25 protein-coding genes, 2 pseudogenes and 1 riboswitch are annotated in these 26,421 nt (G+C 37.0%); of the genes and pseudogenes, 12 read left to right on the top strand and 15 right to left on the bottom strand.

Features of this window, described 5'->3' with window-relative positions; translation table 11 throughout:
* Positions 1-164: 164 nt before the first annotated feature.
* Positions 165-1,460 (bottom strand): annotated as a pseudogene (locus QNH43_RS10340) (IS110 family transposase).
* A 428-nt stretch (positions 1,461-1,888) separates the two neighbouring features.
* Here QNH43_RS10340 and QNH43_RS10335 point away from each other — a divergent pair.
* A complete protein-coding gene (locus QNH43_RS10335) occupies positions 1,889-2,140 on the top strand; it encodes a DUF2533 family protein (protein WP_283917746.1) in 252 nt (83 codons plus the stop codon).
* A 652-nt stretch (positions 2,141-2,792) separates the two neighbouring features.
* Positions 2,793-3,755 (top strand): annotated as a pseudogene (locus QNH43_RS10330) (IS4 family transposase); the annotation flags it as partial.
* 84 nt (positions 3,756-3,839) lie between these two features.
* Here the strand turns inward: QNH43_RS10330 and QNH43_RS10325 are convergent.
* Both QNH43_RS10325 and QNH43_RS10320 read right to left on the bottom strand, forming a co-directional pair.
* Positions 3,840-4,262, bottom strand: a complete 423-nt coding sequence (locus QNH43_RS10325) for a DUF3995 domain-containing protein (RefSeq protein ID WP_283917745.1) — start codon at positions 4,260-4,262, stop codon at positions 3,840-3,842.
* A gap of 91 nt (positions 4,263-4,353) precedes the next feature.
* Positions 4,354-4,878 (bottom strand): TetR/AcrR family transcriptional regulator, encoded by a 525-nt coding sequence (locus tag QNH43_RS10320; RefSeq protein WP_283917744.1) that lies wholly within the window; start codon positions 4,876-4,878, stop codon positions 4,354-4,356.
* Between the two features lie 653 nt (positions 4,879-5,531).
* On the opposite strand from QNH43_RS10320, the gene QNH43_RS10315 reads away from it, so the two are divergent.
* Both QNH43_RS10315 and QNH43_RS10310 read left to right on the top strand, forming a co-directional pair.
* Positions 5,532-6,449: a class I SAM-dependent methyltransferase gene (locus tag QNH43_RS10315; RefSeq protein ID WP_283917743.1), complete on the top strand. Its 918-nt coding sequence runs from the start codon at positions 5,532-5,534 to the stop codon at positions 6,447-6,449.
* 418 nt (positions 6,450-6,867) lie between these two features.
* Complete coding sequence (locus QNH43_RS10310; protein WP_283917728.1) at positions 6,868-8,103, top strand: IS110 family RNA-guided transposase; 1,236 nt, start codon at positions 6,868-6,870, stop codon at positions 8,101-8,103.
* A 202-nt stretch (positions 8,104-8,305) separates the two neighbouring features.
* Here the strand turns inward: QNH43_RS10310 and QNH43_RS10305 are convergent, their stop codons facing one another.
* The 3 genes from QNH43_RS10305 to QNH43_RS10295 all read right to left on the bottom strand — a co-directional run bounded on the left by QNH43_RS10305 (position 8,306) and on the right by QNH43_RS10295 (position 9,739).
* Positions 8,306-8,758, bottom strand: coding sequence for a tetratricopeptide repeat protein (locus QNH43_RS10305; protein ID WP_283917742.1), 453 nt, complete (start codon positions 8,756-8,758; stop codon positions 8,306-8,308).
* A 68-nt stretch (positions 8,759-8,826) separates the two neighbouring features.
* The gene (locus QNH43_RS10300) at positions 8,827-9,162 is read right to left on the bottom strand and encodes a ribonuclease E inhibitor RraB (RefSeq protein ID WP_283917741.1); all 336 of its coding nucleotides are present in this window, start codon (positions 9,160-9,162) and stop codon (positions 8,827-8,829) included.
* A 121-nt stretch (positions 9,163-9,283) separates the two neighbouring features.
* Positions 9,284-9,739 (bottom strand): hypothetical protein, encoded by a 456-nt coding sequence (locus QNH43_RS10295; protein ID WP_260288960.1) that lies wholly within the window; start codon positions 9,737-9,739, stop codon positions 9,284-9,286.
* A 589-nt stretch (positions 9,740-10,328) separates the two neighbouring features.
* Between QNH43_RS10295 and QNH43_RS10290 the strand changes: the two genes are divergently transcribed.
* The 3 genes from QNH43_RS10290 to QNH43_RS10280 all read left to right on the top strand — a co-directional run bounded on the left by QNH43_RS10290 (position 10,329) and on the right by QNH43_RS10280 (position 12,033).
* The gene (locus QNH43_RS10290; RefSeq protein WP_283917740.1) at positions 10,329-11,276 is read left to right on the top strand and encodes an IS110 family RNA-guided transposase; all 948 of its coding nucleotides are present in this window, start codon (positions 10,329-10,331) and stop codon (positions 11,274-11,276) included.
* Positions 11,277-11,368: 92 nt separating this feature from the next.
* Positions 11,369-11,560 carry a hypothetical protein gene (locus QNH43_RS10285; protein WP_283917739.1) on the top strand — a complete coding sequence of 64 codons (192 nt, stop codon included), beginning with the start codon at positions 11,369-11,371 and terminating at the stop codon, positions 11,558-11,560.
* Positions 11,561-11,829: 269 nt separating this feature from the next.
* Positions 11,830-12,033 carry an alpha/beta-type small acid-soluble spore protein gene (locus QNH43_RS10280; protein WP_230163494.1) on the top strand — a complete coding sequence of 68 codons (204 nt, stop codon included), beginning with the start codon at positions 11,830-11,832 and terminating at the stop codon, positions 12,031-12,033.
* A 264-nt stretch (positions 12,034-12,297) separates the two neighbouring features.
* Here the strand turns inward: QNH43_RS10280 and QNH43_RS10275 are convergent, their stop codons facing one another.
* Both QNH43_RS10275 and QNH43_RS10270 read right to left on the bottom strand, forming a co-directional pair.
* Positions 12,298-12,648: a DoxX family protein gene (locus QNH43_RS10275; protein ID WP_283917738.1), complete on the bottom strand. Its 351-nt coding sequence runs from the start codon at positions 12,646-12,648 to the stop codon at positions 12,298-12,300.
* Between the two features lie 340 nt (positions 12,649-12,988).
* Complete coding sequence (locus QNH43_RS10270; protein WP_283917737.1) at positions 12,989-14,815, bottom strand: APC family permease; 1,827 nt, start codon at positions 14,813-14,815, stop codon at positions 12,989-12,991.
* 160 nt (positions 14,816-14,975) lie between these two features.
* Positions 14,976-15,118: riboswitch (cyclic di-AMP (ydaO/yuaA leader) on the bottom strand.
* Positions 15,119-15,265: 147 nt separating this feature from the next.
* Here QNH43_RS10270 and QNH43_RS10265 point away from each other — a divergent pair.
* Positions 15,266-15,388, top strand: coding sequence for a bacitracin ABC transporter ATP-binding protein (locus QNH43_RS10265; protein ID WP_283917736.1), 123 nt, complete (start codon positions 15,266-15,268; stop codon positions 15,386-15,388).
* 152 nt (positions 15,389-15,540) lie between these two features.
* On the opposite strand, the gene QNH43_RS10260 is transcribed toward QNH43_RS10265, so the two are convergent.
* From QNH43_RS10260 to QNH43_RS10240, 5 genes are all read right to left on the bottom strand, one after another.
* Positions 15,541-15,999 (bottom strand): GNAT family N-acetyltransferase, encoded by a 459-nt coding sequence (locus QNH43_RS10260; RefSeq protein ID WP_283917735.1) that lies wholly within the window; start codon positions 15,997-15,999, stop codon positions 15,541-15,543.
* A gap of 96 nt (positions 16,000-16,095) precedes the next feature.
* The gene (locus QNH43_RS10255) at positions 16,096-16,557 is read right to left on the bottom strand and encodes a GNAT family N-acetyltransferase (RefSeq protein ID WP_283917734.1); all 462 of its coding nucleotides are present in this window, start codon (positions 16,555-16,557) and stop codon (positions 16,096-16,098) included.
* 705 nt (positions 16,558-17,262) lie between these two features.
* Positions 17,263-18,507 carry a serine hydrolase domain-containing protein gene (locus QNH43_RS10250; protein WP_283917733.1) on the bottom strand — a complete coding sequence of 415 codons (1,245 nt, stop codon included), beginning with the start codon at positions 18,505-18,507 and terminating at the stop codon, positions 17,263-17,265.
* An 87-nt stretch (positions 18,508-18,594) separates the two neighbouring features.
* Positions 18,595-18,822 (bottom strand): hypothetical protein, encoded by a 228-nt coding sequence (locus QNH43_RS10245; protein ID WP_283917732.1) that lies wholly within the window; start codon positions 18,820-18,822, stop codon positions 18,595-18,597.
* Positions 18,823-19,141: 319 nt separating this feature from the next.
* A complete protein-coding gene (locus tag QNH43_RS10240; protein ID WP_283918331.1) occupies positions 19,142-19,771 on the bottom strand; it encodes a YesK family protein in 630 nt (209 codons plus the stop codon).
* A 607-nt stretch (positions 19,772-20,378) separates the two neighbouring features.
* On the opposite strand from QNH43_RS10240, the gene QNH43_RS10235 reads away from it, so the two are divergent.
* The 3 genes from QNH43_RS10235 (at position 20,379) to QNH43_RS10225 (ending at position 23,142) form a co-directional block, all read left to right on the top strand.
* Complete coding sequence (locus QNH43_RS10235) at positions 20,379-21,326, top strand: IS110 family RNA-guided transposase (protein WP_283917731.1); 948 nt, start codon at positions 20,379-20,381, stop codon at positions 21,324-21,326.
* 5 nt (positions 21,327-21,331) lie between these two features.
* A complete protein-coding gene (locus QNH43_RS10230; protein WP_283917730.1) occupies positions 21,332-21,610 on the top strand; it encodes a hypothetical protein in 279 nt (92 codons plus the stop codon).
* Between the two features lie 257 nt (positions 21,611-21,867).
* Positions 21,868-23,142: an IS110 family RNA-guided transposase gene (locus QNH43_RS10225; protein WP_283915879.1), complete on the top strand. Its 1,275-nt coding sequence runs from the start codon at positions 21,868-21,870 to the stop codon at positions 23,140-23,142.
* 418 nt (positions 23,143-23,560) lie between these two features.
* Here QNH43_RS10225 and QNH43_RS10220 read toward each other — a convergent pair whose 3' ends face one another.
* Together QNH43_RS10220 and QNH43_RS10215 are read right to left on the bottom strand one after the other, a co-directional pair.
* Entirely contained in the window at positions 23,561-24,334 is a 774-nt protein-coding gene (locus QNH43_RS10220) for a permease prefix domain 1-containing protein (protein ID WP_283917729.1), read from the bottom strand.
* Positions 24,331-24,672 (bottom strand): PadR family transcriptional regulator, encoded by a 342-nt coding sequence (locus QNH43_RS10215; protein WP_061466360.1) that lies wholly within the window; start codon positions 24,670-24,672, stop codon positions 24,331-24,333. The genes QNH43_RS10220 and QNH43_RS10215 overlap by 4 nt, the downstream gene beginning before the upstream one ends.
* Positions 24,673-25,023: 351 nt before the next feature.
* On the opposite strand from QNH43_RS10215, the gene QNH43_RS10210 reads away from it, so the two are divergent.
* A complete protein-coding gene (locus QNH43_RS10210) occupies positions 25,024-26,259 on the top strand; it encodes an IS110 family RNA-guided transposase (RefSeq protein WP_283917728.1) in 1,236 nt (411 codons plus the stop codon).
* Positions 26,260-26,421 lie beyond the last annotated feature (162 nt).

The following is a 26,421-nucleotide window of genomic DNA, read 5'->3' as shown; positions in this document are numbered from 1 at the left end:
GTCGATGCTCTTACATTCCTTCGTTCAACCTTTCCATGAGGTGGATGTCGGTCATGCTGCCCCACAGGATCTAAGCCCTCACGTTAGTTGCTTTGCCGACTAATCCGTGCTTCACTTTTAAATGAGTGTTAATTAAATGACCGTGTGACCTTAAATTCGATGAACTATGCGACTGTTTGATGTACCATAAATGTTGCCATATGAGGGATATCCATTAACATCTTGTCTTCTTGAAAAGTAAATTGTTTTTTACCGATTGAAAACAGAATTCGAATAAGCTTGTTACACAAGGCTATCAGAGATTGCATTTTTTTTAATGGATTCTGAGCACGTGTTGTGTAATATATATGGAGAGCTTTAAAAGCCTTGTTCTTTGCCACCAGTATCATGGCTGCTCGGAATAAAAGAGCCCTCAATTTCTTTCGTCCCCGTTTGGTAATCTTAGTCTGACCTTTGTGCTTTCCGGATGTGTTTTCTTTTAAACTTAAACCTGCTAATTTTACGATTTGGCGAGGATGTTGATAGTCTCTGAGGTCGCCGACCTCTACGAAAAACCCTGCTACTGTATCTCGACCGATTCCTGACACCTCTAACATCTGTGTGACACCTGGGATATGGTCTAATAACTGATCTAATTGATGATCTAATTCTTCGAATTTCTCTTGAATAAAAATCATACTTCTCTAGTAAAGCTCTCAACTCTAATTTCGCCATAGCTGCCCCTTGACGAATACCAATCGAACGATTGGCTGCTTCTTTGAGTGCTCGTATCTTCTTTAAGCCTATACTGCGTTTTACCATCTGTCTTAAGGAAAGTAAGAGCTCTTCATCCGTATGATTTACTAGTTCATGTGGCAAGGCTTCTAGCTTTAGAAAATGAATAGCTGCCTTGCCTTCCCAACTTTTGAACACTGTCAAAAATTCGGGAAAGTAACGATCAAGCCAGTTATGAACTTGTCCCTGAACGACCTGTAAGTCAACGTTGAGAAGATCGCGAAGTTTTTTGGCCACTCGGAGTTCTGCATAAATTCCTTGTGGAATTGTTGGTTCGGCGTATCTTCCGTCTTTGACTAATTGTGCGATGACTTTTGCATCTTTCACGTCATTCTTTGTAGGTGAATTATCGTCTAATTCTTTACTTCGTTTAACATGTAGTGGATTGACAGATACGAACTTAATATTATTCTCTTTTAGAAGATGAGCTAGATATAACCAGTATTGACCGGTTGGCTCCATGCCTACAATCACTTGATTTAACTTACACTCTTTAACAAGTTCGTTAATCCAATCTAGAAACGAATGAAATCCTGCATTCGTATTTTCAAGAAACACGTTTTGCCCAGTTCCAATCCTCTAAAATCCTGTGCTCTCGCGACATGATCGTGCTTGGCGATGTCAACTCCGACAATTAAGGTTTCAGAAGTAATTTGAGTGATTTTATGATTTTGGTTATAATTCATTGTGAGGCCTCCGATAGATGTTTTTGTCCTTTTTAGCTGGCCAGCTCAGGACACATTCATCTTATCAAGAGGTCTTTTTTCGTTCAAACCTCATTTTCAGTTATTACAGGAATGCTGCCCCTATAGTTCATTAAGAAAAACCGAAATGATCTCATTTCGGTTAAACTTTTTTCAAAACGGTACGACTTTTTTATAAACAGTACAACTTTCTTTTAAAACCACACCCTGGGGACTTTTTATATCCCGATCCTTATGTATAACAAACGCAACAAAAAAAGGCCTGGTATTCCAGACCTCTTTCATAATCACATCCGATGCGTGAAACAACTACCTTTTGGATTTATCTTTTATAGTTTTTGCTATTGCTAAAAAAATGATGATGTTAATATAGAAGTAGCAATTAGAAAAAATTATAGGAGTGAAGGACAATGAGTGTACATAAAGCCCTTACGTTACATGCTCAAAAACAAAATCAACTTTTTACTGAATTTTCCCTATTAGACCAACAACGTGAAGATTATATTCAAGGAGCTATAGAATTATGTAAGGCTGAAAAGGATTTTACAACAGACCATATTAATCAAATCACTATGCAAATCAATGTTCTTGCAAACCAAAGGCTAATACCTACTCGTAAATTAGTTACCCCAGAAATGGTTCATTCAATGTGGAGTCTTTAAAGTAAAATAATTTACTGATCTCTTAGTCGTAAGAAAAAGCACCGAATATCGGTGTTAACCCTCGACCTCCTGACACTCATTTTATAGATGAGTGTTTTTTTATGCTCAAATCTCCAAAAATACCCACGAAACCTAATATATTAATTATAGTAGACAATTTTAATTTTTTCCTTTCGTTAGAGGCTGTGGTATTTTTCTATGGTGTCGTAGAAGAAAATAAGTGCGATAAATATTGAATAAAAGACAAAAACCTTAATATGTACCCCTTTGGCATTTTGAAGTTCATCATTTAAAGGGATTTCCCTCCAATACAAGTAAAAGCTCATTATTATATTAATTGAATAGTTGTATCTACGGATATAGGAAAATTAACCCTTTCACCAACAATACTTATTAAGCTAACCTGCCCCTTTAGTTTAAGTACATTCTTTCACAATCTCAATAGTGTAGAGCCTTTTTAGACACAATCCAATCACCTACAAAATAGAGTTCATAATGTCCATATGACTTGTATCAGAATGCTTATCGTTGTAAATACGCATTTTCCTGATGCTACCCCATGCCCATCAACCTAAGTTAAAACAATACCTTCTAAAATAAAAAAACGCTATGCTTATCGTAAATAGTTTACGAGAAAGGATGGTGTTTTTTTATGAATCCTATCACCTTCAGTGAACTGACACTTTTTGCACAAGAATTACAACGTTTTCTATCCCCAATAGTCCTACAAGAAACTGCCAAACAGGTGGGATTTGTACAGCGATCTAGTAAGTATCAAGCAAATGGACTTATCGCCCTTTGCGTTTGGCTCTGCCAAGAAGTCGCTAGTACATCACTCACGCACTTATGTAGTCGTTTAGAGGCTTCGACGGGGGTACTAATAAGCCCAGAAGGCCTGAATCAACGCTTTAATCCAGCAGCTGTCGCATTCCTCCGAGAAGTCTTTACTTCACTCCTAACACAAAAACTCTGTTTCAATCAATCACTTTCTTCAGGCATGATTTCTGCTTTCAAACGTATTCGGATTTTAGATGCGACTGTATTTCAGCTACCTGATTCCTTCGCCACAAATTATCAAGGCTCTGGAGGCAGTAGTAATACTGCAGGAGTGAAAATCCAATTGGAATACGATTTATTAAGTGGCCAATTTTTAAACGTACAACTGGGACCTGGAAAGAACGATGATAAAACATACGGCACCATCTGCCTTGAAACTGTTGAGAAAGGCGATTTATGTTTACGTGACCTTGGTTACTTTGATTTAGGAGACTTACAAGCCATTCATGATAAAGAGGCTTATTTTATCTCTCGGTTGAAGCTAAATACACGTATTTATATCAAGAATTCCGACCCAGAATTCTTCAACAATGGAACGGTAAAAAAACAAACCGAATACATCCAGGTTGATATGACACAAATGATGTCTAGTCTAACCCCTGGTGAAACGCTGGAAATATCAAAGGCATACATTGGAAAAAATCAGAAGCTCCCAGCACGTGTTATAATCCATCGACTAACCGACGATCAAACGCAAACACGCCTAAAAAACCAAGCACTACGAGAAAAGAAGAAAGGCATTGTCATGAAAGATAAAAGTAAGCACTTGATGGGCATGTGATGCTACCCCAGTTTGGTCTTTATAAAAAAGTTCAATCACTTTCAAGGTATCAGAGTTTATTCTCGACAACTATAACTCATATTAAAACAATAGAATGATATAGACAAAGCAAAAGAATAAACATAATGGACTATAGAACCAAGTATCGTATCTAGCAAACTGAGAATGTTTAATTTTTTTTAAAAATCCAACAAACTTAAAATCACCAATTGCCCTAATAATGAAAACTAAAGCACAAACAATACTTCCGATTTTAGAAAAACTATTTGCTTGGAACCCCTGCAAATAACCTCCTTGAACAACAATAATGAGACTAGCCATTAGAATAAGAATGGCTACGAATAATGTTCCCCATATTCTCGGAGTAAAAGCAGGTTTATGCTCTCCCTCTTTTACTGGGAGAACAGCGGCAGAACCCCATCGACCTCCAAAAGCCCAATAAATATGCAAAAAACTGATAAACCAAAGAAGCCCTACAGCTACTAATATTAATAGTAATTTCATTTATTCGCCCCCAATGTCGTAACTTCAAACAAAACATACACCACCGTATGTTATAGTTAAAAATTTTGTCCCTTCAGGTTTTATAACCATATTAGGGACATTTATTATCGTTTATTAAAAGATCAACCATTTTATCAATATCAAAATTAGGATTTGCTTCAAACCTTGTCATCCAACCTACATACGTTAAATAGGCAAGTCTCGCTCGATCAATTGATTCATTTTCGTCTATACCGATTTTTTGATACAATTTTGCAACACAAGAAATTCTTTGTTCTTCCATATCTACTAAACGTGCTGCCACAACAGGATCATATTTAGCCCAAGTATAAATGCCAATCTCCATTTTTTTATCTCGATTAAAACTAATCTGTAATAGCTTTTCTAATGAGGCATTCTGTTGCTCCATACTTTGAACAATCAGTTTTGTTGCATGTATTTCCCAATAGTCGAGCATAGAATCTAAAAGCTCTTGATGGTCACGAAAATAGTGATAGAAGCTCCCTTTGCTTATTTTTAGCAATCGAGCAAGTGCTTCAATGCGAACTTTATGTATTCCTTCATCAGCTAATTGTTGTAATCCTGCTTTTATCCAATCTTCCCTCGTTAATTGCATGTCATCTCTCCAGTAAAATACGGTAGCGTATGTTTTACGTTAGATTACTACTATTCTCATTTTTTGTCAATTATTCATTCTGATTATTTTTATGAACTTTAATGTTGTTGTTGATCGTAATACTGATCGTCACCACCCTTGGTAAAATACAAGCACATACTAAAATTATTGACACAAGTTGAGTTTAAGTTATCCAAGGTTAAAATGCCATTGTAGTTTTGAAACAAAGTTTGATCAAATTAATACAAGAAACCTTGATAAATGAATAAATAAAAAGGGCATGTTTTGAAAAAAGATTGATCAAAACATGCCTTTATACTAATTAATTGGATTATTCTTATAAAAAAGATTGATTATTTTTGTGTTCCTTACGCAACTAACGCACCCGTTAGTTGATTAAGAAAAGCGATTCTTATTAAAGAATCGCGCCCGATTGTTGAACAATATCCTTTATTACTTAAAATAGAATTTCTACATAATATATAGAAATATATCTTAATTTACTACAAAGTAATTTATTAATTATTATAAAACAAAAAAATCTTTACAAAAATTTTTATTTATGCTATAATTTACAGTTAAAATTTTTGTGTGTATAATAAGATTCTCCTGGCCAGGGGAATCTTATTTTTGTTATATGGGAGGATTAATGTATGAAGAAAAATGAAACAAGTTTAACTTCCTTAATATCAGCCTTTGGTCGAGCATACCACAGTAAATATGACACACCCAAAATTTTTGATGATTTTATTGCAAAAGATTTAATTACCCAAAAAGAATTTGCAGATATTCGTGAGAACATGATTAATGGAATTCAATTCTTTAATAGTAAAATTGCAAAGAAGTTTCAAGATCATCCAGATGAAATTTTAAAATGGATTACACAAGTTCAACTTTCTCCAACTCCTTTAGCACGTGCTGCCTATTGCGAAAATGTATTATTTCATGAAATGTTGCTAGGCGTTAATCAGTATGTCATTCTAGGAGCTGGATTAGATACCTTTTGTTTCCGACACCCAGAATTAAACGACAGCATAGAAATATTTGAAGTTGATTATCCAGCCACACAAGACTTTAAAAAGATAAGGTTAGCAAATGCTAATTATCAAATTCCGGATAATCTTCATTTTGTTTCAATGGATTTCACCAAAGAATTTACTGTTCAAAATCTTGTTGAAGAAGGTTTTATGTCTAACAAAAAAACTTTGTTTAGTCTTTTAGGTGTTTCTTATTATTTAACAAAAGAGGAAAATGCCAACTTGATTAATAAATTATTTACCAAAGTTCCATCAGGAAGTTCTATCGTTTTTGATTATGCAGACGACAAACTTTTTGAAGAAAAAGGAATGTCTAATCGAGTTCAAAATATGGTTCAAATGGCTTCAGCTAGTGGTGAGCCAATGAAATCATGTTTTACTTATGATGAAATGGAGAAAGTGTTAGAAAACTCAGGTTTACTCATTTATGAACATCTATCACCTGTTACTATTAATAATGAATTCTTTCGTAGTCGTACAGACTATTTGTCTGCATTCGAAACGATTCATTACATCCATGCTGTAAAAAAATAATATTTCGGTTAATAACAGACTTACCTCCCAATTTCCCTATGATTGGGAGGTTGTATTCATTTTTATCTAAAAATTTATATATTCTAATTTTCTACTGCAAGTTATTCAAAAATCTGGCCCAATTGTTGAACAAAGATCAAACAGCACTCTTGAACTAAACTGCCCCTTTCGTATTATAAGGTCAGCCAGATATTTCTGGTTGACCATTTTTTATTTGGTTTTACTATAACAGTAGCCAGGGTAGAACGTAACTGCCCATGGGGCTTTGACCCCGTCAACTAAACCGTTCGCCCCCCTACTTGTAGAAACATGATTGAGGCTGGTTGGGACTTAGATCTCGTATAACAAGCGAAGCTGTGACACTGCATGGAGGAATTAGGGGTACTGGCAAATTATTAGTTTAGGAGGAGGAGTTTGAATGAATCCAGTCATTGGTCTGGATGTTTCAAAAGGGGAAAGTCAAGTTCAGGCATTTTTAGATAAAGGCAAACCATATCGTAAGAGTTTTAAAGTTTCTCATACTGTTGAGGGTCTTGGTTTACTTGAAAAATTTCTGGATGAAGTAAAGAGAGAAACAGGTAAGAAACCACCTCTCATCCTTGAAGCAACAGGACATTATCATTCCTCTGTTGTTCAATACTTGGAGGACCGTGGGTATTTATTGATCATCATTAATCCACTGATTTCTTATAAGGCTAAAAGTTCAAGTCTTAGGAAAGTAAAGACAGATGCGGTTGATGCTTACCATCTCTGCGAGCTGTTTTATAAAGAAGACCTAGAGCCATATAAAAAACGTGGAGTTCAACTATTAAACCTTCGGAATCTTACAAGACAGCACGAGAATATAACTGGCGTATTGATCCAAACAAAGCTACAATTTCAAGCCATTTTGGACCAAGTCTTCCCCGAATATAGAGGGGTTTTCGGTGACTTATATTCAGTAGTATCACTCTTAACTCTTTCAGAGTTTCCCTCATCTGAAGACATATTAGAGGCAAGTTTAGAAACAATAGCTGACAAAATCGCTCAATTATGTAAAAGTCGCTCATACAGATGGGCTAATGAAAAATCTATTGAACTCAAAGCTGCAGCAAACCGAAATCCGTTTGAAAAGACTTTGTATCAGAGTCATATTTTGAGTCTTAGTATATTTATAAACATCATTCTTCAATACAAAGAGCACCTATCCAAGTTAGAGACAGAGATAGATGCTCTCGCAAAAGAAGTTGAAGAATATAATATCATCAAATCTATCCCAGGTATCGGAGAAAAGATCGCGGCAACGATTATTTCTGAAATTGGTGAGATAGATCGATTTAACAATCCTAAGAAGCTTGTAGCTTTCGCTGGAATTGATCCTAGTGTATTCGAATCTGGTAAGTTTACTGCCACCAAGAATCGGATCACAAAACGAGGATCTAGCAGACTTCGCCATGCCTTATATATGGCAGTTCGTTGTGCTATCCGTGATTGTCGCAAGAAGAAAACGACTAATGAAGTCATCCCTCGCAACAAAAGAATGCGTGAGTTTTACGACAAGAAGCGTGAAGAAGGAAAGCCTTTTAAAGTAGCTGTAATCGCATGTGTTAACAAGCTCTTACATTGGATTTTTGCCCTGTTAAAAAGCAAAACGACTTTCCGAGATATAGCATAAAACCTATATCTAACTAAATAACACAAAACCTTCCAATTATAAGAAAATGGAGGGTTATTAGGTATACCCTTTTTTAGTATAGCATGAAGGATTTTTAGTTTTTAATGAAAAATATTGACAAACTATTAGCTGGTTTAGTTCCATAATAAAAAGGCTGCCTTAGCTCCTCCCTAATTAAATTAGGAATGAATATGGTATTCTTTTAAACTGATTTTAGTTTTTCTTTTATGGATTGTAATTTTTTAAATTTCTTATCGTAGCTTTGTCTTTCTAACATCTTGTTTACTAATTCAATGGCATCTTTTTTGCGATTTGCCTGCAAATAAGCTTCAACTACCTCGTCAAACCCTTTAGAGTACGGAAACTTTTCTTCTTTTGCTAGTTCAAATGATATATCAAAGTAATCAGTAGCCTTTTTATATTGTTCTAACTTTAAATACATTCTGGCATTAGCTAAATTTAATTCAGCACGTTCCAGATTAGTAAGTGTATCTAATTCTAATGCTTGTTTTCTTAGATCAAGAGCTTTTTCATATTCCTTTTTTTCTTCAAGATAAAAAGCTTTGTCATAGAAATGTCCAAACTTTGTTAAAGGTCTTTTTGATTTATAAATTCTAAATACGATATAAGTTAGAAGTAATAGTAATGCTATCAAGTATTTTGTCCCCCTAAGATGGTTGGCCGTTCTATTGTGGTGATTTTATAACAAGAACAGCTATTAAATCAATCAACCATAACTCCCCATCCATCTGTGTATCCATCGTAAGGTTTACTTAATTTATCAATTCGTTTTTGTATATCAATAATGTCTTCGTAATTTAAAAACATTTTTATAAAACAATAACAAGTCCAATCTTCTGTTTCATCATCTTTTTCTAATTCACAATTAAGGCCAGCATCTCTTAATGCATTTAATACAGATTCACCACGCTTTTTATCTGGAACTGCAACAAAAAAATCTACATCTTGTGATTCTTTAAAATCCACACCTTGTTTATATAGCATTTTTAGCACTTGTCCATCTTCATCGTTAGGGACTTTTTTAGGGAATAATTTCATTATTTATCGTCTCCTTCATTCTTGAGTAGTGAATTAGTTCTTCTCGATTTTACTTCAACTAACCTGCCTTATAGTCAGCTTCGAACTTAAGCTAACGCCACCCTTAGTTAATTGTTCAGTGTTAGATTTCAAACAATTCTTTTTTCTCTTCTTTTGATAAACCCGTGAAGAACTTTTTATGTACTCTTAATTCTTTTTCTTTTTTAGGTAAGACTTTTTCAAACCAAGTTACAGCCATAGGAGTATGTTCTGGCTGAGCATTAACTTTTTCTAAAAACCATTCATATTCTTTCACAGTTTCATCAGTCAGAAGCGAAATATCTTTTTTTCTACTTTTATAATCAAGTTCAGCAAGTTCTTTTGCAGTGATATGACCATTAATTTTTTTTACTACTCCAATTTCAGAAGGCATACGCTCATCATTTATAGACACAAAGTAATATATATAGTTAGGTAATCTAAAAAGCCCCTTTTTTGTATCCTTATTATTCGCAATATAAAGCCAATCTCCCTTATTAGCAAAACAATTAAAATCCGCATCCTTAATCGCAATTAACATTTTTTCATACTTTTTCATAACACAACACCTCCACTATAAAAAATATATAAGCCATACCAATATGTTCAATAAATAGATCAAGCGTTCCTTCTCTTATGGAACTAAACTGCCCCGTTAGCCATCCATGAATCGCAAAAATCGGCGATTCACCACAAAGAATGAAAATGGTTAGGAAGTGTCAATACTGATACTGACCTTAATCCAGTCACCCCTAATCTATAGGCTAATTTATTAACGCTCTCCTCTTTTTTTAAACGATTGAGCAGGGTCTTCTTAAGTATTGTCATTTTTCATTTTTAAAGAAACTTATTTTCATGGTAGTTCCATAAGAAACTCCTATGGCGGCGCTCCTCGCCGCCACCATCTACTACGAAAATCTAAACTCAAAAATAGAGTCTAACCCATTAACCCCTTGACAATAATGGATGATAACAATACAACCAGGCTGAACTTTTTTTGGTGGATCTTAAGGAAGATACCCTGTATAAGATACTGGTTGTGACAGTATGGAAGAACCATTTAGTGTACTACAAGTACGTATACAAAAATTTTTGTAACAAATCTCCTGTCATATGTATTGTTAATCTTTTTTTGAGGTGATTCCCCTATGGAAGCAATGATTGAACGGTGTGCTGGCCTAGATGTACACCAAGAAACAGTAGTAGCCTGTGTATTATTTGGCCCATTAGATAAAAAGCCAAAAACCTCTATTGAAACTTTTTCAACTACAACAAAGGGGCTCTTGGCTTTAAGTGATTGGCTAGCTACCCTTCAGGTATCCGATGTTGTGATGGAAAGTACCGGAGTCTACTGGAAACCAATATGGAATATACTCGAAGGATCTTTTCACCTTGTTCTTGCCAATGCCAGGCATGTCAAAAATGTTCCAGGCCGTAAAACTGATGTAAAAGATGCCGAATGGCTTGCCAAGCTTCTAAGATGCGGACTTATTGAAAGCAATTTTGTACCACCAGAGGATATTCGTGATTTACGTGATCTTACTCGTTATCGAAAAAAATTGATTCATCATCGCACCTCAGAGCAGAATCGCATTCACAAAATTCTTCAAGATGCTAATATCAAGCTAACATCCGTTCTATCAGACATTTTTGGTGTATCGGGACGCCGTATCCTTGAAGCGATTCTAAACGGTGAAAAAATAGAGACCGATGGTCTTCGAAAAATGGTGGATTGGCGAACAAAAGCAAGTATTACTGACATTGCCCATGCAATTAATGGTCGTATTCGCCGTCATCATCGTGATATGTTGCGTTACCATTGGGAGCATATGAGTTATTTAGAAAAAGCCATAGAAGAATTGGAAAAACAAATTGATCAACTCCTGTCCCCATATCATAAAGAAGTAGAATTATTGGATGGTATACCTGGTGTGAACAAAGCTGCCGCAGCTACTTTTATTGCAGAGATGGGCGTGGATATGTCCGTATTTAAGTCGGCTAAACATCTTGCCTCTTGGGCTGGTGTAAGTCCCGGAAATTACGAAAGTGCTGGTAAAAAAAAACGAGTAAAACCACACAAGGTAACAAAGCTCTGAAAACGATGGCCGTAGAGTGTGTATTAGCGACATCAAGGCAAAATAATCGAATTGCTTCACATCGAAAAAGGATTACCAAAAGGCAGGGAAAAATGAAAGGACGAATTGCTTCTGCTCATTTACTATTGACGATTGCTTACAACATCTTAAAAACAGGAGAACCTTATGATGAACTAGGCTCAAATTACCTTGAAGAAAAACAAAATAACAAAGAATTAAAAATGATCGAATACCTAAAAAAGAAAGGCTATACAATCGCTCCATCTGAACAACAAACTGCATAACCAGTTAAAATAACGACATAGTACATTTACCCCCATCAAAAAAAAATGACAATATGGAGGGTTTATTTTAGCATGGCTTTTTTACTAATGTGTTTTCATACAAAAAAGGCAGCCTCAGCGACCTGCCTTATTGTATAGTTGACACAAACTGTGCAATAGGAGGAGAAAGCCAATCACTGCCTTAATTTATTTTAAATTCTATGTATATAACTCTTAACAATATCAAAACCTATGACTAGCAACACATTACATTCATAGGAGCTGACAACATGGCTAGAAATAATAACAGTAATGAATTAGTAGTTAATGGTGCAGAGCAAGCTCTAGAACAAATGAAATACGAAATCGCTAGTGAATTCGGTGTTACACTTGGTGCTGATACAACATCCCGTGCAAACGGATCTGTTGGTGGAGAAATTACAAAACGTTTAGTGCAAATGGCTGAACAACAATTAGGCGGAAGAACTCGTTAATCGAAATCATATGTAATGTTAGGGATAGTGATTCGACTATCCCTATTTATAATTCTACAAATTTCAAAAAAGAAACAGAAACAACAGTAGCTGTTATTTTGCTATGTCGCAGTACGAATACTTACCCTTATTCAACTAACCTGCCCCGTTAGTTCAACAAGAACATTCGCAAAGCCCCTCAAAGACTGATTCAGTAGGGGATTAACATAAATAGAGGAAGTAAAATTATAAGTTTTATTAAACTCTCCAAAATTGTGAGCAAATTTAAGCGAACTTTAAGTTCTTGATAATCACCATGATAGATAATATTAAACAGATCATTGCAGGAATAATCATTACAATAGATTGATGCGCTCGAAAAATATGAGCATGTAGGGCTCCTATCATGATAAGTACAAACAATACACCTGATCCAACAGCCAAGTATCTATTCCAGATACCCCCAATCATTCCTATTGCTCCAATAAGTTCAATAAATCCAATTACAGACATGAACCATAATGGATATTGATAATGTTGCCAATGTTCAACCTGAAACGGGATACGTAAAAGTTTTATGAAACCTCCGACTAAAATACAAACTGCTAAAATTACTTGCATAACAATAGCAATCATCTAACCTCACTCCTTTTAAAGACATATTTAAGGGTATTCTCTTTTAACGATTGTATGGATATATATGTATATAATGATTCTATCATTATTAGAATCATTAGTTAAAGTTACATATTGGCTATACATACTAGTTGACATAATTAGTATCAAGAGAAGAAGGAAAGGATTAAATTTGCTTTCTTATTTAACTAAACTGCCCCGATAGTTGCATAAAAAAAGGCTGCCTTAAAGGCAGCTCCGATCTTCAGCAAACGCACCCGTTAGTTCGAGTAGAAGAAGCGTAATAGCTCCGTTTAATACTTAATTTATTAAGAAGTACATAAATTGAAGTCCTCCTTTTTTATTTTTTCAAATGATAAGGTACAGTTGTTACTACCACGTTTCTCCGATACAGTAAGAAGGCTTTAATAAGAAAACTTGATTGATTGTGAAGAATATTTTGCCAGCCTTTTTTGGGAATAAATTGTGGAATGACAACCGTTACCCGATAATTCCCTTCCCTTGCTTTATGCTCTACAGTATCAACAAATTTGGTAAGTGGGTTGATGATACTTCTGTAATGAGAGTGCAGTGTCACCAGTCTTACATCAGGTTGCCATTTCTTCCATTGTTCTTCAAACTTCTTCTCGTCTTCTCTTTCAAATGCAACATACACAGCAATAATTTGTTCAGGAGAAAGAGATTTAGCATAATTTAAGGTATTCTCTACAACATGAGTCATGCCAGCAACAGGCACTATCATAACATTACCGTCAATGGTCACAGATGGTTCACAAGTTGTAAGCCTAAGTTGGTCTCCAACAGCTTCATAATGCTTTTTAATTCGATGGAAGAGAAGGACAATGATAGGTAGAAAAATTAGGATTGACCAAACCTGTGAGAATTTTGTTAAAAAGAACATCATTGTGACCGTGAAACTAATAACAGCACCAATCGTATTAACCATTAGTTTTGGAAGCCACCCCTGAGGCTTCTCACGAATCCATTTAGCCATCATTCCTGTTTGGGACAATGTAAATGGAATAAAAACTCCAACTGCATAAAGCGGGATTAGATGCTCTGTTTCTGCCTGAAAAGCAACAATTAAAATTATTGAAGCAATACCAAGGATGATGATGCCATTTGAATATCCTAATCGGTCTCCTCTAACTAGAAACATCCTTGGAATAAACTTATCCTTTGCAAGATTCACTGCCAACAACGGGAAAGCCGAATAACCAGTGTTCGCAGCAAGGATTAATATCAATGCTGTAGTTCCTTGAATAAAGAAATACATGAAATTCCGCCCGAAAGTTTCTTCGGCAATTTGGGAAACAACGGTTACCTCTCCACTTGGAGAAATGCCATAATAATAGGCTAAAAATACGATTCCTGAAAACAGTATGGCAAGCAAGGTTCCCATTGCCATTAATGTTTTAGCAGCATTATTTGGAGCTGGGTCTTTAAAGTTAGGAATAGCATTCGATATAGCTTCAACCCCTGTTAAAGCGGAACTTCCTGAAGCAAATGCCCTTAAAAGAATAAACAAACTGATTCCCGCCACAGGTGTACCTATTGGGGTGTGTAATTCAGGAGAAGCTCCTCCAGTTAGAATATTATAAATACCCACACCAATTAATATAAACAACGCTAAAACGAATAAGTAAACGGGGTAGGCTAATATTGAAGCAGACTCCGTTACTCCTCTTAAATTCAAAATTGTAATAAGAATTACAAATACAATGGCAATTTCCACATTATAGTTATGTAAAGTGGGAAAGGCAGATGTTAAAGCATCGGTCCCAGCAGACACACTTACAGCAACAGTTAGTATGTAGTCTACCAATAGGGATCCTCCAGCTATTAAGCCTGGATTTACACCTAAATTGCTCTTTGAAACCACATACGCTCCACCGCCATGAGGATAAGCAAAGATGATTTGCCTATAAGACAATATGAGAGCTGTTAAAAGAATTAATACACCAACTGCGATAGGAATTGAATACCAAAATGCTGCTGCACCTACCGTAATCAATACTATCAAAATTTGTTCAGGACCATATGCCACTGATGATAGAGCATCAGAAGAAAGGATTGCTAATGCTTTCGTTTTGTTAAGTTTTTGTTCTCCTAATTCATAGGATTTCAAAGGTCGTCCAATTAAAAGCCTTTTTATGAATGGAATCATTAATCACGCACCGCCTAATATATCTATTGGTTAATTTTTACCCCTATCAATAGTAATTACTCAAAAAAATAAATAATTTTACATGCATAAAAAAGTGCCTACAAGTCATATTTAATAGACCTGTAGGCATATCACTTTTCGTGTGTCACAAGTTCCACCTTCCTTCTCAATTTAACGCTTACGAGGTTAGCTGTCGGATTCGGACCTTTGAGTAGCCCTACCTTGAAAGGATTCACCCCTTGGGTTAGTAACAACCCACAAAAATGGTTCCCCCGTACCTAATGATTTCAGCGATTTAGAAATTTGAAACCTTGATTATAATACTCCTGTGTTCAGAAAATGTAAATAAATTTTATGTAAAGATTAAAACCGAGGAAAACGGAAATGTTAGTAGTACATATTAGTTCATGCTTTAGTATTTTTGATTTCTAACACGAAAGGAGGATTTACATGTTCAAAGATAATAGTCCCTTTTTATCTGATGAATTTTTAGATGAGTTAGCTAAAGACATTAACCAGCAATATGAGGGTCCCACAAAAGAACAAATTGCGGAACCCATAAACAATGATTAGAATATAAGTCCAAAAAAGTACCTTTAGATATTGAACTCATACCATTGTGTGCTTTTTTTATTTTCCTCACTTTTTCATTAAACTGCCGCACCCGTTAGTTCAACAAGAAACTCATCTTATGTCCCTTTTATGTACTTTAAATTCTCCTTTAATTAAATACATTTTTCATACTTAAATAACAAAAGCATTTCAGTTAGCTGAACTTCTCCTATTTTTTCATAGCCAAATTTCTCATAAAAATATTGATTTCTTTTGTTTAAATATGGAGTATATAAACGCCAAATTTTTATCAATGGAAATTCAGCCTCAATTAATTTCATTATCTTTGTTCCAAGACCTTTATTTTGATATTCGTTTGCTATGAATAGTTTGTCTAATAACATTATATTTTCTTTTTTACGGAGATCTATTCCACCGATAATGTTGTTATTTAACCATATTGTGTAATGAATAGCGTGTTCTATATTTTCGATTAATTTCTCAGGTGTCTCATTTACAGGAGTTGTATCGTGATCTTGGTATAACTTATAGTCTTCTGCAAAAGCCTTTTTCTGAATAGTCAACAACATATCTACTTCAGTTAAACGTGTTCTTTTGATGGTAATTTCCATCTGAGATGCACACCCTTTATTTAAATTTTTATGATAATTACTATTTAATATTATATTTTTTGTTCAATTGAACTGCCCCGTAGTTAAAACAAGAAACTACAACTGTTTATAAACAAACTCTATGTACTTTATAAAATTTTGCTTTTTATAAAAGTCCTTTGCAACACTGTTCTCAAACCAATAATCTAATTCTATTAAATCTATTCCTCGATCGTTCGCAATTTCATATATACATTCCATAAGACTTGAACCATAACCCTTATTCCTCTTTGTATCCACTATGCTAATCTGGTGTACATAAAAAGACTTATATCCTTTTTTAAAAGCATTTTCCGGATATTCTCTTATCTCTATCCAAGCATAGCCAAGTGCTTCTTCGTTATCTTCTAACAAAAGGAAAATGAAACTTTCGTTATTAATCAGACTTTTGAAAACTTCCTTCACATTCTCATAGTTATATTCCTTAAAGTATTTAGGGTATAAATTTGAATGTAAATCGTGTACATATTTATTTAATTTAGCGACCGATTTAAAATTCCTGGTTTGACTAATTATCAAAACAAATCCCTCATCTATCTTTCACTATTTTAAATAATTGTACCTTTTTATGTAATTTAAGGGAAATTTTAATATTTGTCTTATGGAACTATCCTGCCCCGTTAGTTCCATAAAGAAAAAACTGCCTTAAAGGACAGTTTTTATCTTAAGCTAACGCACCTGTTTTTTCAGAAAATTGTCTTTATAAACGTCGCGACTTTATTTTAAACATCCCATCTTTTTTACAAACATCATGACTTTATTTCAGAGCCACAGCATGATGGTTCCAGTAGCAACCAGAACCCTCCAACATAAGCTAATTTTCCTTTTATTATTCCAAAATGGATGCAAACAATTTACAAAGAAATGGGGTTTAGTGGTAAGCCCTCTTTATAGAGAGGTTTTATTTATTAAATTGGTATAAAATGTATTTGGTTGGAAGACAATAATATTACCCAGCTACTCCACTATTCCAACTTAAAAGGCCCTTCTCATAATCGAGAGGGGCTTTTTTGTTTTATAAAGGTAAATCAAAATTTAGGTCTAACCTTCTTAACTAATGTAGATTTGAAACAAAGTTTGATCAAATTAATCCAAGAAACCTTGATAAATGAATAAATAGAAAGAGCATGTTTTAAAGGCAACTTTTGCTTCCAATCGGCCGCCAGGGGGCTGACCGTTGGGTGTCGTGGGTTGAGGGCGGGCGTACCAGGCGCGGGCTCGGTGTCAGTCTTCGATTGCCTGGTAGACCATGGTCCAGAAGTCGTGGATAAGCCGCGCTGAATCCGGGGTGGACATCCCGACCTGGGTGAGCAGGATTCCGGTGAGCTGTTTGTCCGGGTCGGCGTACGTCGTGGTGCCGGTTCCACCGTCCCAGCCGAACTGGCCGATGGACGCGTAGTCACCACGGTAGGTGCGCACCGCCATCCCGAAGCCCCAGCCGCCGTGCTGCCCTTGGCCGTGCGACAAATGGACGTTGTTTTTGGCCAGGGCGTCTCGGGCGGCTTGTTGCTCGGGCGTGAGGCGGTTGGTGGTCATCAGCTGGACGGCGGGCCGGGACAGGATCCGTTCGGTCCCGTGCATCCCTTGGTTCAGCAGCATCCGTAAATACGCGTGATAGTCGTCGACGGTTGAGAGCAGCCCACCGCCGCCTGCTTGGAACGCTGGAGGTCGGCTGTAGCGTCCGCCTGCGGCCTCGTCCCACACGATGAACTCTCCGGTCTGCGGATCGGGGTTGAAGGCGGGCGGCAGCCGGTCAATCTTGTTGGCGGGCACGTAGAAACCAGTGTCCTTCATCCCCAGCGGATCGAGGATACGTTCGCGCAGGAACGTCTCGAACGTCTGACCCGTGACTCTGGCGACGAGCACGCCGAGTACTTCGTTGCTGACGTGGTATTGCCACCGCTCTCCGGGCTGGTAGCTCAGCGGGAGTGTGCCCAGGCGACGCATCCACTCATCCGGCTCGGGCAACTCCGCCCCTGGCGTGTCGTATATCCCACTCTCGAAGATCGCGTTCTGGATCGGGGAGCCCATCAACGTAATATCCACTCCGAGCCCGAACGTGGAGGTCAACAAGTCCCGTACGGTGATTGGCCGCCGTGCCGGCACGGTGTCGTCCAGCGGGCCGTCGGCCCGTTTCAGCACCTGCCGGTCGGCGAGTTCGGGCAGCCAGGTATCTACTGGGTCGTCCAGATGCAGCTTGCACTCGTCGAGCAGGATCATCACCGACGCGACCGCGAGCGGCTTGGAAGTGGACGCCAACCGGAAGATCGTGTCCCGGCGCATCGGCGCGCCACCGTCATGGCGCATCGTGCCGATCGCTTCGACGTGCGTCTCACCGTACCGGCTGACCAGGGCGACGAGCCCTGGAATCTTCCCGGACTCGACATGCCGTGCCAGCACGTCGCGCATTCTGCGTAGCCCTGTTTCGGATAAGCCAGTGTTGCTTTGTCCCGTTGTAATCTTTTTCATTTGGTTTCCCTCTCTTTACTTTTTTATCAGCCCTATTGTTCTACAAATTCTCTTTTGTTATCAATGCTTGAAAGCGTGTTCGATGCATCAAAGAGACTGAATATTGGCAATCAAAAGATGACTCACATCCTGTTCTGGGTGATCAGAATCGAGAAATGTCCAGCACTTAGCATAGAGCCATATGTTCATCGGACGTTTATTCTCGGTTTTATCAAATTCAAAGTCACCATTATTCCGTAAGTAATCTTCTTTGACAACCGTTGTCTTGCCCGCCCCATTGGAGCCGAGCAGGGCGAAAATACTGCCCTTATCCATTTAAGTTCCCACCTTCCAATTACCTAATTATGTATATTCTAGAAGTAAATACAAATTCCTTCTTCAACTATCCTGCCCCGATAGTTCCATAAAGAAAAAGCTGCCTTAAAGACAGCTCTGATCTTCAGCTAACGCACCTGTTAGTCGAACAAAAGGATTTATTTCATAAAGAGTGTTTGATACTTTTTCTTGTGTAAAATGCAAGCAGAAAAGGATCAAAGGCAGGAGTAAAACTGGTCTAAAAGATTACACCGAACGTCAACTCATACATCAATTCATATCTAGGAACTATCCAAGTATGAAAAAAAAATATAAAGGTTTAATCGAATATACCATCTCCATAATTTGTTCCATCAGTATCCAAAATGACTATCTTTGATTTTATACGAGTAAGTGCTACAGCTATATACGGATTTGGCTCAGGGTTTTTATTATAAGATGTCCGAATGCGGATGATAGTCTTTTCACTATCTTCTTTCACTTCCAACACTTCAATGGTATTTCCCTTTCTTTCACCACCCATTGTTATCAATAAAAAGTCCTCCCCTTCTCCTCCTTTAAACTTTTTGTAACCGACAATCGATGTATCTTTCTCAATTATTCCAATATAATTCTCAATTTCATCATCCGTCGTCAGTCTCTCTTTATCCACTACCCGGTAGTCAACTTGATTGATAAATACGAATAATATATGAAGAGCAATGATTAATGGAACCCCAATAAAGAGAATTTTCCTTCCTAAGGAATACCTCATTAAGAAAAAGTATAGAACCGCCAGTGTCAATACACCAAGGCTCAATACACCATACGGCATCCCCTCGAACCCACCAATCACAAAAATTGAAAACACTAAAATCAATATGCCTAGCGAGAATAGAAGTAAAAGTTGAGTTCTGTCCTCTATCTTTCTCAAAAATAAATAGGTGAGTCCATACATAATAATTCCCAGTATAATTCCTGCTTCATAAACGTATAAAAAAATACTTATCTCTCCCTTGTTTGTTATTTATATAAGGATATGTTTGTATAAATGGTTGTTAAGGAATTCCGGTTAAATTTTTAAGAAATGTTTTGTGCGGGAGAGACGCGAATTAGCAATCACACGATTTGTTTTTTTGCTTGTATATCTAGCAAGAAAATGAGTATTTTGCTTTCTTCTTTTTAATCATCGTATTAATTGAAAATCGTTGTCCTAAATAACCACCACAATCCCCTTACATATTTTAACATAAAATCACATTTCCTTAATGAACTAACCTGCCCCCGATAGTTCCATAAGAAACTCCTATGGCGGCGCTCCTCGCCGCCACCATCTACTACGAAAATCTAAACTCAAAAATAGAGTCTAACCCATAAACCCCTTGACGATAATGGATGATAACAATACAACCAGGCTGAACTTTTTTTGGTGGATCTTAAGGAAGATACCCTGTATAAGAAACTGGTTGGGACAGTATGGAAGAACCATTTAGTGTACTGCTAGTACGTATACAAAAATTTTTGTAACAAATCTCCTGTCATATGTATTGTTAATCTATTTTTGAGGTGATTCTCCTATGGAAGCAATGATTGAACGGTGTGCTGGCCTAGATGTACACCAAGAAACAGTAGTAGCCTGTGTATTATTTGGTCCATTAGATAAAAAGCCAAAAGCCTCTATTGAAACGTTTTCGACTACAACAACGGGACTCTTGGCTTTAAGTGATTGGCTCTCTACCCTTCAGGTATCCGATGTTGTGATGGAGAGTACCGGAGTCTACTGGAAACCAATATGGAATATACTTGAAGGTTCTTTTCACCTTGTTCTGGCCAATGCCAGACATGTTAAAAATGTTCCAGGGCGTAAAACTGATGTGAAAGATGCCGAATGGCTTGCCAAGCTTCTAAGATGCGGACTTATTGAAAGCAATTTTGTTCCACCGGAGGACATTCGTGATTTACGAGATCTTACTCGTTATCGAAAAAAATTGATTCATCATCGCACCTCAGAGCAGAATCGCATTCACAAAATTCTTCAAGATGCTAATATCAAGCTAACTTCCGTTCTATCAGACATTTTTGGTGTATCGGGACGCCGTATCCTTGAAGCGATTCTAAACGGTGAAAAAATAGAGACCGATGGTCTTCGAAAAATGGTGGATTGGCGAACAAAAGCAAGTATTACTGACATTGCCCATGCAATTAATGGTCGTATTCGCCGTCATCATCGTGATATGTTGCGTTACCATTGGGAGCATATGAGTTATTTAGAAGAAACCATAGAAGAATTGGAAAAGCAAATTGATCAACTCCTGTCCCCTTATCGTAAGGAAGTAGAATTATTGGATGGTATACCTGGTGTGAACAAAGCTGCCGCAGCTACTTTTATTGCGGAGATGGGGGTTGATATGTCCGTATTTAAGTCAGCTAAACATCTTGCCTCTTGGGCTGGTGTGAGTCCTGGAAATTACGAAAGTGCTGGTAAAAAAAAACGAGTAAAACCACACAAGGAAATAAAGCTTTAAAAACGATGGCCGTAGAATGTGTATTAGCGACATCAAGGCAAAATAATCGAATTGCTTCACATCGAAAAAGGATTACCAAACGGCAAGGAAAAATGAAGGGACGAATCGCTTCTGCCCATTTACTAGTAACGATTGCTTACAACATCTTAAAAACAGGAGAACCTTATCATGAACTAGGCTCAAATTACCTTGAAGAAAAACAAAATAACAAAGAATTAAAAATGATCGAATACCTAAAAAAGAAAGGCTATACAATCGCTCCATCTGAACAACAACCTGCATAACCAGTTAAATAACGACATAGTACATTAACGCCCATCAAAAAAATGAGAATATGGAGGGTTTATTTTAGCATGGCTTTTTTACTATTGTGTTTTCATACAAAAAAAGCTGTCTTAAAGACAGCTCCGATCTTCAGCTAACGCACCTGTTAGCATTCCTGTAGATCGTTAAATATCAGGTTTGAAAAAAATAGAGCCCCTCAGTAAGATACGAGTATAGAGACCAATCTAACTCAAAATCTTAAGGAGGAAGCCCTACTATGAATTTTAAAATGCAAAACAAACAAAATCAACTAATTGAGAGAATTACGGATCAACATCTAGTTGTTGGTGTGGATATTGCCCAACACGTACACGTGGCCCGTGCTGTAAACTTTCGGGGCATTGTGGTCGGGAAACCCCTTTCTTTTGAAAATAACGAGGAGGGTTTTACTAGCTTACTAAACTGGATCCAGGAACTAAAACAAATGAAAAATCTAGACACAACGATAGTCGGAATGGAACCTACCGGCCATTATTGGATAAACCTTTCAAAGTGGCTAGTCAAACAAAACATGGATGTCGTCACCGTCAATCCTCACCATGTCAAAAGAAACAAAGAAAATCGTGATAATACGCAATCCAAAAGTGATAAAAAAGATGCCCTTGTCATCGCTGATATGGTGAAGAATGGCTACTATGCCTTCGTTCGTTCCACTTCAGAATCATTTGAAAAACTTCGTGTCCTTATGGCTAACCGAGATGTGATCGTTAAGCGTCTTGTTAGCTCCATCAACCAAATTAATCGCTGGGTGGATGTTGTCTTTCCCGAGCTCCGGCAAGTGTTTAAAGACGTATCATGTAAAGGGGCAATCGCAACCCTACGCCTCTTTCCTACCCCAGCTGAATTATGTTCCTTACAGCCTCAAGATATCGTAACCGGATGGAAATCATGTATGAAGCGACATTCCGGGCATAAAAAAGCCCGTTCCCTGCTTGTATTGGCCAAGCGTTCAATTGGTACGAAACAAGCCCTTGATGCGTATAAACTTCATTTGGGACAGTTATTAGAGGAATATGATCTCGCTTCATCCCAACTCGAAAGAGTGACGCAAGAAGTCACAAACGTCTTGGAACAGATTCCATTCGTTAAGCAAATACTTGCCATTAAAGGAATCAGCGAGATTTCACTAGCGGGAATCTTAGGAGAAGCTGGAGATTTGAGTGGGTTCGCTCACGGGAATGCGCTCCTTCGTCATGCAGGATTGCATCTCGCTGAAGCAAGCTCTGGGAAGTGGAAAGGCCAAATTGTTCTTTCCAAACGTGGAAGATCACGCCTGCGGCGTTACATCTTCCTTGCGACCATGAGTCTGGTGATGAATAACCCTGAGTTTAAAGCCCTACACTCGAATAATGTTAAAGTGAAGAAGATTAAGAAAATGAAATCCATCATGAAACTTTGTGGAAAACTCGCCCGTGTCCTAGTAGGGATAGCTCGTAATGGCTCTGCCTATAAACCGGAAATGATCTTCTCAATTGAACAACTAGCAGCGTAAATTTACATTCACATTGTTATATAACGAAAGTTGGCTTATCCGTAGGATTTCAAAGAAAGCACGAAGTACTGGATGTAATGAACAAAAGGGCAATGACCCGTTCTGTTAGCAAAACCGGCCTTCACCCCTTGGATAGGCATGACGAAGGAATGAAAGGGCATAGGATTATGACCCGTTGAGACATGGGAGGGAAAGCCTCCAGGGGCAGCGTGGAGAATACGTGCAGTATATGTAATAATATGGGATTTTTAACAGATCCCCTATTTCAATCTGCCCTCATCTTATCAAAACGGTCCTATCTCTTTCGTTCATCTGAAGCAACCTATACCATGTGGTTTGAAATCCTGCGAATAAGCGAGTATTCGTGAGCATTATCTATTAAACTGAGGGAGTTCATTAAGAAATTCCGTTTTATTATTCAATTTGTTTCATTTCTTATCCCCTTTCCAACACGGAAAAACAGATACCCTACAACATTTAATAAAGCAAATGCAATAATCCAACCAGTATTTAATCCTCTATGATGATAAGCATTGATCGTTGCCCAAATAGTAAATAACACCCAATAAACCACTAATCCAATGAATAATGAACCATAAGTTAAATCATCAAAGTTTGAAATTTCCATTTCAACAGACCAATCTTTATTACTAAATCCAGTATTGAAATGTTTCATAAATGGATTCGTTTCCTGTCTGTCCTCAGAAAATTCAAAATCTGAATTGGAGTTATCGGAGTTTACTTTTATTCCATAAATTAACGTATTATCCTCTACACTTGTTACCATAATTTCTTTTGTATCATTAGATATAGTTGTTAGAGTACCTAAACTACCCAGAATTTCATTACCTACCTTTTCAACGTTTTGGTAGTGTTGATATTCAAATAAACCTAAAGAAAAGAAACTTATTATTCCAAGTAAAAGAAATGTAAAAGCTATATAAAGCACTCTTTTAGCAAATATTTTTTGTGCCTGAAACAATTGACCGACAACAGAACGAATTTCTTTTTCTCCACCAAATCGATCAATTGCAATTTCAATAGCTTCTTGCTCCGATTTTCCTTCTTTTTTCAATTCATAGACAGCTTCTAGTAAATGATTTTTCATTTCTGTTTTTAAATCTTTGATTTCTTTTTCGTTACCACCTACCCCTTGATAAACCTCATCAACGAATACTTCAATTTGTTTCATCTTTTTCTCCCCCCATCTAAAAACGAATCAATCACATCTCTAACAAATTCCCATTCCAAACGCTTTTCTTCAAATCCTTCTTCCCCCATTGATGTAAGTTTGTAATATTTTCTTCTTCCTCCTGGTCCTTGCTCATCCCCCCAGTATGAAGAAATCCATTTATTCTTTTCTAATCTCTTTAAAGACAGATAAAGCGTACCTTCTTTTAATTCAAATTGGTCATCACTTTTTTCTCGAACGATTTTGGCTAATTCATAACCATACATATCTCTGTTATGTAAAAGTGAAAGGATCAGTGTGTCTATATGACCTTTTAACACTTCCTTATTTACTTCCATTTTTTCCACCTCCTGGTATTAATATAATCTATATTACTTTATAATACAAGGTATTCATTTAAAAAAATAATACGAATCCTTATTCAACTAAACTGCCCCGTTCGTATTATAAGGTCAGCCAGATATTTCTGGTTGACCATTTTTTATTTGGTTTTACTATAACAGTAGCCAGGGTAGAACGTAACTGCCCATGGGGCTTTGACCCCGTCAACTAAACCGTTCGCCCCCCTACTTGTAGAAACATGATTGAGGCTGGTTGGGACTTAGATCTCGTATAACAAGCGAAGCTGTGACACTGCATGGAGGAATTAGGGGTACTGGCAAATTATTAGTTTAGGAGGAGGAGTTTGAATGAATCCAGTCATTGGTCTGGATGTTTCAAAAGGGGAAAGTCAAGTTCAGGCATTTTTAGATAAAGGCAAACCATATCGTAAGAGTTTTAAAGTTTCTCATACTGTTGAGGGTCTTGGTTTACTTGAAAAATTTCTGGATGAAGTAAAGAGAGAAACAGGTAAGAAACCACCTCTCATCCTTGAAGCAACAGGACATTATCATTCCTCTGTTGTTCAATACTTGGAGGACCGTGGGTATTTATTGATCATCATTAATCCACTGATTTCTTATAAGGCTAAAAGTTCAAGTCTTAGGAAAGTAAAGACAGATGCGGTTGATGCTTACCATCTCTGCGAGCTGTTTTATAAAGAAGACCTAGAGCCATATAAAAAACGTGGAGTTCAACTATTAAACCTTCGGAATCTTACAAGACAGCACGAGAATATAACTGGCGTATTGATCCAAACAAAGCTACAATTTCAAGCCATTTTGGACCAAGTCTTCCCCGAATATAGAGGGGTTTTCGGTGACTTATATTCAGTAGTATCACTCTTAACTCTTTCAGAGTTTCCCTCATCTGAAGACATATTAGAGGCAAGTTTAGAAACAATAGCTGACAAAATCGCTCAATTATGTAAAAGTCGCTCATACAGATGGGCTAATGAAAAATCTATTGAACTCAAAGCTGCAGCAAACCGAAATCCGTTTGAAAAGACTTTGTATCAGAGTCATATTTTGAGTCTTAGTATATTTATAAACATCATTCTTCAATACAAAGAGCACCTATCCAAGTTAGAGACAGAGATAGATGCTCTCGCAAAAGAAGTTGAAGAATATAATATCATCAAATCTATCCCAGGTATCGGAGAAAAGATCGCGGCAACGATTATTTCTGAAATTGGTGAGATAGATCGATTTAACAATCCTAAGAAGCTTGTAGCTTTCGCTGGAATTGATCCTAGTGTATTCGAATCTGGTAAGTTTACTGCCACCAAGAATCGGATCACAAAACGAGGATCTAGCAGACTTCGCCATGCCTTATATATGGCAGTTCGTTGTGCTATCCGTGATTGTCGCAAGAAGAAAACGACTAATGAAGTCATCCCTCGCAACAAAAGAATGCGTGAGTTTTACGACAAGAAGCGTGAAGAAGGAAAGCCTTTTAAAGTAGCTGTAATCGCATGTGTTAACAAGCTCTTACATTGGATTTTTGCCCTGTTAAAAAGCAAAACGACTTTCCGAGATATAGCATAAAACCTATATCTAACTAAATAACACAAAACCTTCCAATTATAAGAAAATGGAGGGTTATTAGGTATACCCTTTTTTAGTATAGCATGAAGGATTTTTAGTTTTTAATGAAAAATATTGACAAACTATTAGCTGGTTTAGTTCCATAAGAGAAACCTGTTAGTT

The sequence above is a fragment of the Peribacillus simplex genome (assembly GCF_030123325.1).
GTDB lineage: Bacteria > Bacillota > Bacilli > Bacillales > DSM-1321 > Peribacillus > Peribacillus simplex_D.
This window is presented reverse-complemented; position numbering and strand designations above follow the sequence as displayed.

Bases quoted from the DNA above. Each gene is read 5' to 3' on its own strand.
- QNH43_RS10335 (WP_283917746.1), top strand. From the start codon at position 1,889: ATGAGTGTACATAAAGCCCTTACGTTACATGCTCAAAAACAAAATCAA.
- QNH43_RS10325 (WP_283917745.1), bottom strand. From the start codon at position 4,262: ATGAAATTACTATTAATATTAGTAGCTGTAGGGCTTCTTTGGTTTATC.
- QNH43_RS10320 (WP_283917744.1), bottom strand. From the start codon at position 4,878: ATGCAATTAACGAGGGAAGATTGGATAAAAGCAGGATTACAACAATTA.
- QNH43_RS10315 (WP_283917743.1), top strand. From the start codon at position 5,532: ATGAAGAAAAATGAAACAAGTTTAACTTCCTTAATATCAGCCTTTGGT.
- QNH43_RS10310 (WP_283917728.1), top strand. From the start codon at position 6,868: ATGAATCCAGTCATTGGTCTGGATGTTTCAAAAGGGGAAAGTCAAGTT.
- QNH43_RS10300 (WP_283917741.1), bottom strand. From the start codon at position 9,162: ATGAAATTATTCCCTAAAAAAGTCCCTAACGATGAAGATGGACAAGTG.
- QNH43_RS10295 (WP_260288960.1), bottom strand. From the start codon at position 9,739: ATGAAAAAGTATGAAAAAATGTTAATTGCGATTAAGGATGCGGATTTT.
- QNH43_RS10290 (WP_283917740.1), top strand. From the start codon at position 10,329: ATGGAAGCAATGATTGAACGGTGTGCTGGCCTAGATGTACACCAAGAA.
- QNH43_RS10285 (WP_283917739.1), top strand. From the start codon at position 11,369: ATGAAAGGACGAATTGCTTCTGCTCATTTACTATTGACGATTGCTTAC.
- QNH43_RS10280 (WP_230163494.1), top strand. From the start codon at position 11,830: ATGGCTAGAAATAATAACAGTAATGAATTAGTAGTTAATGGTGCAGAG.
- QNH43_RS10275 (WP_283917738.1), bottom strand. From the start codon at position 12,648: ATGATTGCTATTGTTATGCAAGTAATTTTAGCAGTTTGTATTTTAGTC.
- QNH43_RS10270 (WP_283917737.1), bottom strand. From the start codon at position 14,815: ATGATTCCATTCATAAAAAGGCTTTTAATTGGACGACCTTTGAAATCC.
- QNH43_RS10265 (WP_283917736.1), top strand. From the start codon at position 15,266: ATGTTCAAAGATAATAGTCCCTTTTTATCTGATGAATTTTTAGATGAG.
- QNH43_RS10260 (WP_283917735.1), bottom strand. From the start codon at position 15,999: ATGGAAATTACCATCAAAAGAACACGTTTAACTGAAGTAGATATGTTG.
- QNH43_RS10250 (WP_283917733.1), bottom strand. From the start codon at position 18,507: ATGAAAAAGATTACAACGGGACAAAGCAACACTGGCTTATCCGAAACA.
- QNH43_RS10245 (WP_283917732.1), bottom strand. From the start codon at position 18,822: ATGGATAAGGGCAGTATTTTCGCCCTGCTCGGCTCCAATGGGGCGGGC.
- QNH43_RS10235 (WP_283917731.1), top strand. From the start codon at position 20,379: ATGGAAGCAATGATTGAACGGTGTGCTGGCCTAGATGTACACCAAGAA.
- QNH43_RS10230 (WP_283917730.1), top strand. From the start codon at position 21,332: ATGGCCGTAGAATGTGTATTAGCGACATCAAGGCAAAATAATCGAATT.
- QNH43_RS10225 (WP_283915879.1), top strand. From the start codon at position 21,868: ATGAATTTTAAAATGCAAAACAAACAAAATCAACTAATTGAGAGAATT.
- QNH43_RS10220 (WP_283917729.1), bottom strand. From the start codon at position 24,334: ATGAAACAAATTGAAGTATTCGTTGATGAGGTTTATCAAGGGGTAGGT.
- QNH43_RS10215 (WP_061466360.1), bottom strand. From the start codon at position 24,672: ATGGAAGTAAATAAGGAAGTGTTAAAAGGTCATATAGACACACTGATC.
- QNH43_RS10210 (WP_283917728.1), top strand. From the start codon at position 25,024: ATGAATCCAGTCATTGGTCTGGATGTTTCAAAAGGGGAAAGTCAAGTT.